This window comes from Fertoeibacter niger (assembly GCF_009380135.2).
GTDB classification, from domain to species: Bacteria; Pseudomonadota; Alphaproteobacteria; order Rhodobacterales; family Rhodobacteraceae; genus Fertoeibacter; species Fertoeibacter niger.
This window is the reverse complement of the sequence record NZ_WHUT02000004.1, coordinates 220,481-231,535: the sequence shown is the minus strand read 5'-3', so window position 1 is coordinate 231,535 and position 11,055 is coordinate 220,481. Positions and strand designations below refer to the sequence as shown.

Below are 11,055 nucleotides of genomic sequence, written 5' to 3'. Positions count from 1 at the left end.
GTTCCTGTTCAGGGTCAGCGGGTGTTCAACAGAAGGGGGGGGCAAAGGTCAAGCGGTTTTCCCCGATTGGGGCAGGGGCGGGGTGGTTTGCCACGCCAGACCCGGCGGAAACGCCTTGCCACCCATGATACTGGCTCATGCCGGCTGAATTGGGCCTGCCTTTGCGCGTCAGGCTGTTGACCCCTTCTGCTGCCGCTGGACTGATCTGCATCCTACCGCGCCTTGTGCCCGATCTTGGGCGTTGCCATCTGGCGCGCGCGGTGGCCGCTGATCCAGTCGAAGGTGTCGTCGAACGGCATCGGGCGCGCGATGCCAAAACCCTGCACATGCCCGCAGCCCAGTTGCGCCAGCATGGCATGTTCACCAGGTGTCTCCACCCCCTCGGCCAGCGTTTCCAGTTCCAGTTGTTCGGCCAGCGACAAGATGGCCGCCACCATTTTCTGCTGTTCGCGGTCTTCGTCTACCCGGGTCACGAAACTGCGGTCGATCTTCAGCCGGCGCACGGTGAAGCGTCGGATATTGGTGATCGAGGCATGGCCGGTGCCGAAATCATCCAGATCCACGCCGCAGCCCAGCCGGGCCAGCGCCGCGATGTTGTGCACGATCACGTCATTGTCGGTGTCGGCCACCACGGTTTCCAGAATTTCCACCGCCAGCCGGTCGGGGGTCAGGTCAAAACGGTCCAGCTCCCATTTCAGCTTTTCCGCCAGCTTGGGGTTGCGCAATTCGGCGGCCGAGAAATTCACCCCCACGCGCGGCACCCGGAACCCTGCCTTGTCCCAGCGCACCAGTGCGGTCAGCGCGTGATACAGGATCACCTCGCCCAGACGTTCCGACAGGCCCGCCTCTTCGATCGCATCCAGAAATTCGGCGGGCGGCACCAGACCGCGTTCGGGGTGGTGCCAACGCGCCAGTGCCTCGAACCCCGAGATCGTTCCGGTATCGGTGCTGATCTGCGGCTGGAAATGCGGGCGGATCTCGCCATGGTCCAGCGCAATCTCCAGCACCTCGCGGTAGGCGTCGCGGTCGGCGCGTTTGCGCGCCATGTCGGGCGCATAGGCGCGGATCGCACCGGGGCCATTGCGCAGCGCCTCATCCGCCGCGACCTGTGCTGCATCCAGCAGGGCGCGGCCCGTGGGCGCGCGCGCGCCGAGGCAAAAGCCGATGGAGCAGGTGATATACAACCGTGCCGCGTCGATGCTGATGGGGGGGGCCAGCGCCGATTGCAGCCGCGCGGCCAGTTGCACCAGCGTTTCCAGATCCATCCGCCGCACCTCGGCCAGGGCGATGGCGAAACCGCCACCCTCCAGCCGGGCCACGGTATCGCCCTGCCGCAGGGCCGCGCAGATGCGTTCGGCACTGCGCAGCAGCACCTCGGTCTGGGCCGCGCGCCCGTGCCGGTCCAGCAGCACGGCGGCATCGTCGAACTGCACCACCAGACAGGCGGTGGTCTTGCCGGTGGTGGCACTGTCCTGCAAAACCACGTCCAGCGCGCTGATGATCTGGGGCCGCAGCGCCAGACCACCGGCATGTTCCGCCAGATGCGCAGGGTCATCGGCATCCCAGCGGAACGCGCCCAGCAGCACAAAAACCAGCGGCAACCCAAGGGCCGCAAGTATAAGCGCAGGCTCGCCCCCCCACCAGAAGGCCGCCAGCGTGGTCGCGGGCAGGAAAACCATCATCTCGGGCTGCCGCAGCCGTGCCCCCAGCCGCTGCAATGCCCGCCCCAACCCGTCACTCGCCATTCTGCCTGCCCCGCTGTCAGCATGGGGCCTGATGCCCCGGACCCGCGCAGAATAGGGCGCGCCGCTGTGCGGATCGTTAATTTTCACCCGCAAGTTGCGGCGGATTTTCATCAATTGCCGTGGGCTCATGCGGGCGGATCGCCAGCCCGGCAAAGTCGAACAAGGCGGGGTCCAGCAGATGCGAAGGCCGCGCATTCATCAGCGCGCGGAACATCACCTGACGGCGGCCCGGGCTGCGCGCCTCCCACCCGTCGAGGATCGCCTTGACCTGCTGGCGCTGCAACCCGTCCTGCGACCCGCACAGGTCGCAGGGGATGATGGGATAGTTCATGGCACTGGCAAAAGCCGCGCAGTCGGCTTCGGCCACAAAGGCCAGCGGGCGGTAAAGAAACAGGTCGCCCTCTTCGTTCACCAGCTTGGGCGGCATGGTGGCCAGCCGCCCGCCATGAAACAGGTTCATGAAGAAAGTCTCAAGAATATCATCGCGGTGATGGCCCAGCACGACCGCCGAGCAACCCTCTTCCCGCGCGATGCGGTAAAGGTTGCCGCGCCGCAGCCGGGAACACAGCGCGCACATGGTCTGTCCGGCGGGCACCTTGTCCATCACGATGGAATAGGTGTCCTGATACTCGATGCGGTGCGGCACGCCCCGGCTGGCCAGAAACTCTGGCAGGACCGTGGCGGGAAAGCCGGGCTGCCCCTGATCAAGATTGCAGGCCAGCAGATCGACCGGCAGCAGGCCGCGCCACTTCAACTCATGCAGCACGGCCAGCAGGGTATAGCTGTCCTTGCCGCCCGACAGGCACACCAGCCAGCGCGCGCCGCGCTGCACCATGCCGTAGGTGTCGATTGCCGCCCGCACGTCGCGCACCAGCCGCTTGCGCAGCTTGCGGAAATCGTCGGTGGCCGGGGCGCCGTGGAACAGCGGGTGTATGGCTTCGTCGTCAAGCATGGCCTGGCCTTCGCGGCGGGGAAGTTGATGGGGATTGCCATAAAGAACCCGCTTTGCCATCGTCAAGTCTGCCGGATGCAGGGAAGGAAACGAGCCGAAATGGAGCCTGCGGAACACAGCCCGCCACCCGAGCCGCGCGTGCCCTCAGGGGTGGGGGGGTCGGCGGCCATGTCGATCCTGGTGTTCGGTTTCGGCATCGCAGCGGGGATCCTGATTGCCTTTTCCGGCTTTGGCTTTCTAGAAGACAGTGCTGCCGTCATCGTCGTGGTGTTCCTGTCGGCGCTGTGTGTGGTCACGCTGCTGGGGATGCTGCTGTTCATCCTGCGCCGCCCGCTGTTGCGCCGGGTGTTCGGCCATGCCGAAACGCAGCTGGAAAGTTTCGCGCGACCCTTGGCCAAGGTGGCCGAGCGCGCCATCGAGCGTGATCCGTCGGGGGCCACCGATGCCGCCCGCGATCTGGTCAGCCTGGTTCTGGCGCGCTATTCCTGGGTGGCGATGCGCCGCTGGGTCATCGCATCCTTGACCGCGCTGATCGCGGCCATGGCGGCGCTGGCGGGCACCGCCTTGCTGTTCAAGCAAAACCAATTGCTTGAAGAACAGTCAGATCTCTTGGAGGAGCAGAACGTCCGCATTCAGGAACAGACCACCCTTCTGACGCAGGATGTTCAACTGGCCGAGGCGTCGCGCAACGCGGCCCTGGCGGTAGAAATAACCAGCATCGCCGCCGCACTGGGCGAACATATCGACACGGCGAATGCCGCGCTTCAGGCTGAAACGGGCCAGAAAAGCCCGAACCTTTTCAACGTGATCTTTGCCGAGGATCTCTCCAGTGCATTGATGCTGCGCATCACCTCGCTGTCGCGGGCCACCCAGCCCTACCGTTATCTGGACCTTGGCGTGCGCACGCAGGATTACAGCGACAAGATGCGCCAGGCGATGAAGCGGCGCAGGGCCGACCTGCCCGATACCTATGCACGGATGGCCGATTACTATGGCTGGAAGGAGGACGGCCCCGAAAACATTCTGGTGGACCGCCCGGCCAGCCCGGAACGCGGGCAGCTCTTGTCGGTGCTGATGGGGGCGGGCCTGCGCAATCTGGAGCCGTTGAATTTCATCGGCCTTGATCTGTCCTTCGCCGTGATGGCCGATGCCGAGATCCAACTGCTGACCGCGATGGGCGGGCGGCTGAGCTATGCCGATTTTTCCGGCAGCTACATCACCGGGGCCGATCTGGGCGGCGCGATGCTGGAAAACGCGCGTTTCCGCTCCAGCACCATCAAATCCTCCACCTTTGCCGCCGTGACGGCCGAACGGGTGCGCGACCCCTATCTGGCGGAAAGCGCGCCCTATTCCACCTTTCTGTCGGGGGCTGATTTTTCAGGCTCCACCATTTTCGATACCGATTTCAGCAATGCCACCATGCTGGCTGCCAATCTTGACGGGGCCTTGCTGCTGCGGGCCAATTTCGCGGGGGCGACACTGGCGGCTGCAACCTTGCGGGGCGCAGTGCTGCTGGCCCCCGACTTTACCGGCGCCGACATGAAATCCGCCGATCTGGATGGTGCGGTGGTGTTTGGCGAAAGTTTCCTCGCCGATCTGGCGGCCAAGGCTGCCCCGGGCAGCTTTCTGCCCGAACGCTACCGGATGGAGCCGCTGCCGCGCGCCGACCTGATGGCGATCAACATCGTCTACCTGACGCTTTACGAATCGGATGTCGATGCGGCCACGGACAGCGCCCCGGCCTTCCGTCTGGTGCGCATTCAGCCGTTTGACTGATCTGGCGGCGGGGCGGGCGTGCACTCGGAGCCGGGAACCGGGTCATAGCCCTGCCCGCCCCAGGGATGGCAGCGGCACAGGCGATGCGCGGTCAGATACCCGCCTTTCAGCGCGCCATGCCGTTCCAGCGCCTCCAGGGCATAGGCGCTGCATGTGGGCTGAAACCGGCAGCCATGGCCCACCCAGGGCGACAGCAGCAGACGGTAGGCGCGCACCGGCAGGGCCAGAATATGCGCCAGCGGGGTCATGGCTTGCGCGGGCGCGGGGGTTGGGGGGCGGCGCTGTGTATCTGGCGCAACGCCTGCGCCAGATCGGTCAGCAGGGCGGCATAGGGCCGCTCTATCGTGGCACCGGGGCGGCCCACCAGCACGTAATCCCAGCCGGGCAGGCCCTGCACCGGCAGCACGGCGCGGGCCACCTCGCGCAGCCGCCGCTTGGCGCGGTTGCGGGCCACGGCATTGCCGATTTTCTTGGAACAGGTGAAACCTATGCGGATCAGCGGCTCGCCATCATCGCGCCGCCGGGCCTGCACCAGAAAGCCGGGTGTGCCTTGCCTGCGCGCGGAAGCAGCACGCAGAAAATCCGCGCGTTTCTTCAGAACCTCGGTCGCGGGGCGAACTGCCGCACCATCCGCGCAAACTGAAACCGCCGGTGGCACTGCGGCAGACCCGGCATCGCTGCCTGTTGCCCCGGCCTCCGGCGGTGTCATCGCATCATCCCTTGCGGGAGACCGGATCAGGCCGACAGTTTCTTGCGGCCCTTGGCGCGGCGGGCGGCCAGCACCAGACGGCCGCCTTTGGTGGCCATACGGGCGCGGAACCCGTGACGGCGGGCGCGAACCAGGTTCGACGGTTGAAAAGTGCGCTTCATCGCTAACTCCATCAGACGGCCAGCCTAAATCCGACCGGATTCGACGGCAGCTTTATTCGAAGCCCGGTCTTTACGGGCGCATTCCGCCCAAGTCAATTCGGCTGCGCAACATTTCCTGCAACATATCGCGCGCGAAAGCCCGATTTTTCGTTACACCTTGGGCGATATGTTTCAACCTTTTCTGCGCATGGCCTTTCTGCACACGCTTGCGGTCGCGCGCTATCAAGGCGGCGTGAGCGGCCTATCGCGCGGGGTGCGGCATCGCGCATGGTCTGGCCGGCAAGGCCCTGAGCGGGCGTCTGATTTCAGGAGAAGCAGGTGACTGACATGTCGAACTCCTCGCCCCCGGGCCCCACGTCTTCGGCCCTCGCCCGCAAACTGCCGATCCTTGTGATCCTGGCTGCGGCCGTGCTGGGTGCATTCCTTCTGCGCGACCATCTGGGTTTCGCCGCGCTGGCTGAAAACCGCGAGGCGCTGCTGGCCTTCCGCGATGCCAACTATCTGCTGGCGGCGGGCGGTTTCGTGCTGGCCTATGTGCTGATCGTGGGGTTCAGCCTGCCGGGGGCCGCAGTGGCCACGCTGACCGGGGGGTTCTTGTTCGGGTTGTTTCCCGGCGTGCTTTACAACGTGCTGGGTGCCACCATCGGTGCGGTGGCGATCTTCATGGCGGCGCGCAGCGGCTTTGGCGCGCGTTTCGCCGAAAGCCTGAAGGAACGTGGCGGCACGGTGGCAAGACTTCAGGCGGGCCTTCAGGACAACGAATGGTCGGTGCTGTTCATGATGCGGCTGGTGCCGGTGCTGCCGTTCTTTCTGGCCAATCTGATCCCCGCCTTCCTTGGCGTGCGGCTGGAGCGTTTTGCCATCACCACGTTTTTCGGCATCATGCCCGGAACGCTGGTGTTCACATCCGTCGGCTCGGGTCTGGGCGAGGTGTTCGCGCGCGGCGAGGCCCCGGATCTGGGCATCATCTTTGCCCCGCAGGTGCTGGGGCCGATACTGGGTCTGGCCGCGCTGTCGGCCCTGCCCATCGTGATCAAAGCCCTGCGCAAGAAGGATCGCTGACCATGGACCGGATCAAGACGGATATCTGCATCATCGGCGGCGGTTCGGGCGGGTTGTCGCTGGCCGCAGGTGCGGTGCAGATGGGCGCAAAAGTGGTGCTGGTCGAGGGCGGTGAAATGGGCGGCGATTGCCTGAATGCGGGCTGCGTGCCGTCAAAGGCGCTGATCGCGGCGGCCAAACACGCCCATGCCATGACCAGCGGTGCGCCGTTCGGTGTCGCGCCTATGCAGCCGCAGGTCGATTTCGCGGCGGTGAAGGATCACGTGGACCGGGTGATCGCCGCCATTGCCCCGCTCGATTCGGTGGAACGGTTCACGGGGCTGGGCGTGCGGGTGGTGCAGGCCTGGGGCCGGTTCATATCCCCCACGGAACTGGAGGCCGGGGGCCATGTGATCACCGCGCGGCGGTTTGTCATCGCCACAGGATCACGCCCCTTCGTGCCCCCGATACCGGGGGTGGAGGATGTGCCCTATCTGACCAATGAGACCATCTTTGCCCTGCGGGACAAGCCGGAACACCTGATCATCATCGGCGGTGGCCCGATCGGCATGGAAATGGCGCAGGCGCACCACCGGCTGGGCTGCCGCGTGACGGTGATCGAGGGGGCAAAGGCGCTGGGCCGCGACGACCCGGAAATGGCCGCCGTGGTGCTGGCCCGGTTGCGCGCCGAAGGCGTGCAGATCATCGAGGATGCCCCGGTGTCGGGGCTTGCCCGGACGGAAACCGGCGTGGAGGTGTCGATCAAGGACGGCCGCAGCGTCACAGGCTCGCATCTGCTGATGGCCGTGGGGCGCCAGGTGGCGCTGGACAAGCTGAACCTTGAGGCGGCAGGCGTGGCCCATACCCGCCGGGGTGTGACGGTGGGGGCCGATCTGCGGTCGTCGAACCGGCGGATCTATGCGGTGGGAGATGCGGCGGGCGGGCTGCAATTCACGCATATGGCAGGCTATCATGCGGGCGTGGCGATACGGTCGATCCTGTTCGGCCTGCAGTCAAAGATGAAAACCAGCCATATCCCCTGGGCCACCTACACAGACCCGGAACTGGCGCAGGTAGGAATGACGGAGGCCGAGGCGAAAAAGGCCCATGGTGCGGCGCTGACCGTGGTGCGCCACGCCTATCACCACAATGACCGCGCGCAGGCCGAGGGCAAGACCGAAGGGCTGATCAAGGTGATGGTGGTCAAAGGCCGCCCCGTGGGCGCATCCATCGCCGGGGCGCAGGCGGGCGAGTTGATCGGCCTCTGGGCGCTGGCGATTTCGGCTGGGCTGAAGATGAGCGCGGTCGCGGGCATGGTGGCCCCCTATCCCACGCTGGGCGAAGTGTCGAAACGCGCGGCTGGGGCCTATTTTTCCCCCAAACTGTTTGATAACCCCATGGTCAAGCGGGTGGTGGGGCTGGTGCAGCGCTACCTGCCCTAGGTGGTGCCCCCGGGACAGCGCCGGGGGGCTGCCTGCCCCCCGGACCCCCCGGGGATATTTGGCTCTGGAAAGAGGGACGACACAGTGCGGCGCAGCCGGTGGAGCTTTCTGAACACACTGTCGGGACGGTTCCTGCTGCTGACGGTCGTGTTTGTCATGCTGGCCGAAGTGCTGATCTTCGTGCCCTCCATCGCGCGGTTCCGCGAGGATTATCTGGCCCTGCGGCTGGAGAAGGCGCAGATCGCGTCATTGGCGCTGCTGGCCACCGATGACATGATCATGCCGGAGCTGGAGGCCGAGTTGCTGGCCAATGCGCAGGTGTTCAACGTGGTGCTCAGGCGCGACGAGGTGCGCCAGCTTGTGCTGTCATCGCCGATTCCCGCGCCGATCCATGCCACACATGACCTGCGCATGGCCGGGGCCTTCGGGCTGACCCGTGATGCGCTGGCCGTGCTGCTGGACCCGGAAAACCGGGTGATCCGCGTCATCGGCAGCCCGGTGCAGCAGGCGGGCCTGCTGATCGAAGTGACGATGGAGACCGGGCCGTTGCGGACAGAGATGCTGAAATACGGGCTGCGCATCCTGCTGTTGTCGGCGCTGATCTCGGTTGTGACGGCGGCGCTTTTGTTCTTTGCCGCGCGCCGCCTGATTGTGCTGCCGATCCGCCGCGTGGTGCGGCACATGTCATCCTACGCCGAAGCGCCCGAGGATGCCCGCCGCGTCATCACCCCCACCGCGCGGGTGCAGGAATTGCGCGATGCCGAAGAGGCGTTGCAGATGATGCAGACGCAGTTGACCGGCGCGCTGCGGCAAAAGGAACGGCTGGCCCAGCTGGGCGGGGCGGTGGCCAAGATCAGCCATGACCTGCGCAACATCCTGACCACGACGCAGCTTTTCGCCGACCGTATCGGGGCCAGCGCCGATCCGGTGGTGGCGCGCGCGGCGCCCAAGCTGGTGAATTCGATCAGCCGCGCGGTGAACCTGTGCGAAACGACCCTGGCCTTTGGCAAGGCCGAAGAGCCCCGCCCGCGCCTGACCCGCTTTCCCCTGCGCCGTCTGGCCGAAGAGGTGGCCGAGGGCGAATCGCTGGCCGAAGGCTCTGCCGTCACCTTCCTGATCGACGTGCCGCCGGGCATGATGATCCGCGCTGACAGCGAGCAGCTTTACCGTGTGCTGGCCAACCTTGCACGCAACGCGCATCAAGCCATCACCGCCACCGGCCAGCCCGGCAGCATCGAGATTGCCGGGATGGAGGATGAGGCCGACTGGTGCATCCGCGTGGGCGATACCGGGCCGGGCCTGCCGCCCCGCGCGCGCGAACATCTGTTCACGGCGTTTCAGGGCGGCGCGCGCAAGGGCGGCTCGGGGCTGGGGCTGGCAATTTCCGCCGAGCTGGTGCGCGGTCATGGCGGGCGGCTGGACCTGCTGCGGTCCGATGCCGATGGCACGGAATTCCTGATCCGCCTGCCCAAAAGCGAGGGGCTGGCCGAGGTGGAATGACCCCGCCCGCCCATGCTGCCGCGAAAACCTGCGTTTTGCCCCTTGCATTGCCCGGGTGGTGCCGCTAAATCGCCCCCACTGCACCCGTAGCTCAGCTGGATAGAGCATCAGACTACGAATCTGAGGGCCGGGCGTTCGAATCGCTCCGGGTGCACCACTTCTCTTTTGATATCTGCTTGATGGCGCGTCCCTGCGGGGGGCAGGTGTTGTTGCGCCGCGCGCGTGGCAGCTGCCGTGTTTCTCGATGATGACCTTGATCCGGGGCTGTTCGCGGCGTTGCCTGGGTCATTTCGGCGTCGCGCCAAAGTTGTCGCGCCAGGCCCGCCGCATCACTGGCTGATCTGCGCGGGCATCGCGCGCATCGCTGCGTTTTCCACGGCATCGCCAGGATTTCTGCCGGTGATGAACATCGCATTTTGCCGCCCCAACTCTGGCGCCAATCAGGGCAGTTCGCGCAAGGGCTGAACCGCCTTTGCGCCCGCAGGTTGAGCGCGATCCGTGCCGCTATCCGCAGCTTGACGCAAGGGCCGCGGACCGTCACGGAACCGCAACATCTTCGCCCTATGGAGTGAGCGCACGCCCCGACCAATGATCGGGGGCTTACCGGGAAAAACAAATGACATCGAACACTGTGAAGTTTCTTTGCACAACGACCGCCGTTGCGCTGGCCATGGGCAGCGTTGCACAGGCGCAGACCGTTGACATGGATGCGCTGATCGCCGCAGCCAAGGCCGAAGGGTCGCTGACCACCATCGCCCTGCCGCATGACTGGTGCAATTACGGCGCCGTCATCGAAGCCTTCAAGGCGAAATACGGGATTGAGGTCAACGAGTTGAACCCGAACGCGGGTTCGGCTGACGAGCTCGAGGCCGTGAAGGCCAACAAGGGCAACACCGGCCCGCAGGCCCCCGACGTTCTGGACGTTGGCCTGTCGTTCGGCCCGGCTGCCAAGGCCGAAGGCCTGATCCAGCCCTACAAAGTCTCCACCTGGGATTCGATCCCGGATGATGCCAAGGATGCCGAAGGCTACTGGTACGGCGACTACTACGGCGTTCTGGCGATGGCCGTGAACAAGGATGTCGTGACCGACGCATCGCCCACCAGCTTTGCCGATCTGAAAGACCCGAAATACGCTGCCATGGTGGCCATCCCGGGCGACCCGCGCACCGGCAACTCGTCGATGATGTCGCTTTATGCGGCAGGCACGGCCGAAGGCGGCAAGGGCGGCGCTGAAACCGCCACCGCCGGCATCGCCTATCTGAAGGCGCTGAAGGAAGCGGGCAATTTCGTTGACGTGGGCGGTTCGGCCCAGAACTTTGCCCAAGGCACGACGCCGATCATGTTCGACTGGGATTACAACGTTCTGGCGATGCGCGACAAGCTGGCCGGCAACCCGCCGATGGATGTCGTGATCCCGTCTGACGGTGTGATCGCGGGCGTCTATGTGCAGGCGATTTCGGCCTATGCTCCGCACCCGAACGCAGCGAAACTGTGGATGGAATACCTGTATTCGGACGAGGGCCAACTGGGCTGGCTGGCGGGCTACTGCCACCCGATCCGCTTCAATGACATGGTCGCCCGCGGCGTGATCCCGGCCGACATGATGGCCAAGCTGCCCCCGGCCGATGCCTATGCCAAGGCGATCTTCCCGACGCTGGACGAACAATCGGCCGCCAAGGCCGTGGTCGCCGATACCTGGGCCACCGAAATGGGCGCGAACTGAGCGCAT

10 protein-coding genes and 1 tRNA gene are annotated in these 11,055 nt (G+C 65.5%); 6 read left to right on the top strand and 5 right to left on the bottom strand.

Annotated elements, in window-relative coordinates; translation table 11 throughout:
• Positions 1-212: 212 nt before the first annotated feature.
• Both GEU84_RS08845 and ttcA read right to left on the bottom strand, forming a co-directional pair.
• The gene (locus GEU84_RS08845) at positions 213-1,745 is read right to left on the bottom strand and encodes a putative bifunctional diguanylate cyclase/phosphodiesterase (RefSeq protein ID WP_174539597.1); all 1,533 of its coding nucleotides are present in this window, start codon (positions 1,743-1,745) and stop codon (positions 213-215) included.
• A 76-nt stretch (positions 1,746-1,821) separates the two neighbouring features.
• Positions 1,822-2,697: a tRNA 2-thiocytidine(32) synthetase TtcA gene (gene ttcA / locus GEU84_RS08840; protein ID WP_174539596.1), complete on the bottom strand. Its 876-nt coding sequence runs from the start codon at positions 2,695-2,697 to the stop codon at positions 1,822-1,824.
• A gap of 99 nt (positions 2,698-2,796) precedes the next feature.
• Here ttcA and GEU84_RS08835 point away from each other — a divergent pair, with 99 nt between their 5' ends.
• Entirely contained in the window at positions 2,797-4,473 is a 1,677-nt protein-coding gene (locus tag GEU84_RS08835; RefSeq protein WP_174539595.1) for a pentapeptide repeat-containing protein, read from the top strand.
• Here GEU84_RS08835 and yidD read toward each other — a convergent pair.
• From yidD to rpmH, 3 genes are read right to left on the bottom strand one after another with little or no spacing between them, the layout of a single operon-like run.
• Positions 4,458-4,721 carry a membrane protein insertion efficiency factor YidD gene (gene yidD / locus GEU84_RS08830; protein ID WP_174539594.1) on the bottom strand — a complete coding sequence of 88 codons (264 nt, stop codon included), beginning with the start codon at positions 4,719-4,721 and terminating at the stop codon, positions 4,458-4,460. The genes GEU84_RS08835 and yidD overlap by 16 nt on opposite strands.
• Complete coding sequence (gene rnpA, locus GEU84_RS08825) at positions 4,718-5,182, bottom strand: ribonuclease P protein component (protein WP_174539593.1); 465 nt, start codon at positions 5,180-5,182, stop codon at positions 4,718-4,720. Before rnpA ends, yidD begins: the two co-directional genes overlap by 4 nt.
• Positions 5,183-5,208: 26 nt before the next feature.
• Positions 5,209-5,343, bottom strand: a complete 135-nt coding sequence (gene rpmH / locus GEU84_RS08820; RefSeq protein ID WP_008032609.1) for a 50S ribosomal protein L34 — start codon at positions 5,341-5,343, stop codon at positions 5,209-5,211.
• A gap of 327 nt (positions 5,344-5,670) precedes the next feature.
• Here rpmH and GEU84_RS08815 point away from each other — a divergent pair, with 327 nt between their 5' ends.
• The 5 genes from GEU84_RS08815 (at position 5,671) to GEU84_RS08795 (ending at position 11,049) form a co-directional block, all read left to right on the top strand.
• Positions 5,671-6,405 (top strand): TVP38/TMEM64 family protein, encoded by a 735-nt coding sequence (locus GEU84_RS08815; protein ID WP_174539742.1) that lies wholly within the window; start codon positions 5,671-5,673, stop codon positions 6,403-6,405.
• Positions 6,406-6,407: 2 nt separating this feature from the next.
• Entirely contained in the window at positions 6,408-7,826 is a 1,419-nt protein-coding gene (locus GEU84_RS08810) for a dihydrolipoyl dehydrogenase family protein (protein WP_174539592.1), read from the top strand.
• Between the two features lie 156 nt (positions 7,827-7,982).
• Positions 7,983-9,326 carry a sensor histidine kinase gene (locus GEU84_RS08805; RefSeq protein WP_174539741.1) on the top strand — a complete coding sequence of 448 codons (1,344 nt, stop codon included), beginning with the start codon at positions 7,983-7,985 and terminating at the stop codon, positions 9,324-9,326.
• 80 nt (positions 9,327-9,406) lie between these two features.
• A tRNA-Arg gene (locus tag GEU84_RS08800) sits at positions 9,407-9,483 on the top strand.
• 459 nt (positions 9,484-9,942) lie between these two features.
• Positions 9,943-11,049, top strand: coding sequence for an ABC transporter substrate-binding protein (locus tag GEU84_RS08795; protein WP_174539591.1), 1,107 nt, complete (start codon positions 9,943-9,945; stop codon positions 11,047-11,049).
• Positions 11,050-11,055 lie beyond the last annotated feature (6 nt).

Bases quoted from the DNA above. Each gene is read 5' to 3' on its own strand.
- GEU84_RS08835 (WP_174539595.1), top strand. From the start codon at position 2,797: ATGGAGCCTGCGGAACACAGCCCGCCACCCGAGCCGCGCGTGCCCTCA.
- GEU84_RS08815 (WP_174539742.1), top strand. From the start codon at position 5,671: ATGTCGAACTCCTCGCCCCCGGGCCCCACGTCTTCGGCCCTCGCCCGC.
- GEU84_RS08810 (WP_174539592.1), top strand. From the start codon at position 6,408: ATGGACCGGATCAAGACGGATATCTGCATCATCGGCGGCGGTTCGGGC.
- ttcA (WP_174539596.1), bottom strand. From the start codon at position 2,697: ATGCTTGACGACGAAGCCATACACCCGCTGTTCCACGGCGCCCCGGCC.
- yidD (WP_174539594.1), bottom strand. From the start codon at position 4,721: ATGACCCCGCTGGCGCATATTCTGGCCCTGCCGGTGCGCGCCTACCGT.
- rnpA (WP_174539593.1), bottom strand. From the start codon at position 5,182: ATGACACCGCCGGAGGCCGGGGCAACAGGCAGCGATGCCGGGTCTGCC.
- GEU84_RS08845 (WP_174539597.1), bottom strand. From the start codon at position 1,745: ATGGCGAGTGACGGGTTGGGGCGGGCATTGCAGCGGCTGGGGGCACGG.
- GEU84_RS08805 (WP_174539741.1), top strand. From the start codon at position 7,983: ATGCTGGCCGAAGTGCTGATCTTCGTGCCCTCCATCGCGCGGTTCCGC.
- rpmH (WP_008032609.1), bottom strand. From the start codon at position 5,343: ATGAAGCGCACTTTTCAACCGTCGAACCTGGTTCGCGCCCGCCGTCAC.
- GEU84_RS08795 (WP_174539591.1), top strand. From the start codon at position 9,943: ATGACATCGAACACTGTGAAGTTTCTTTGCACAACGACCGCCGTTGCG.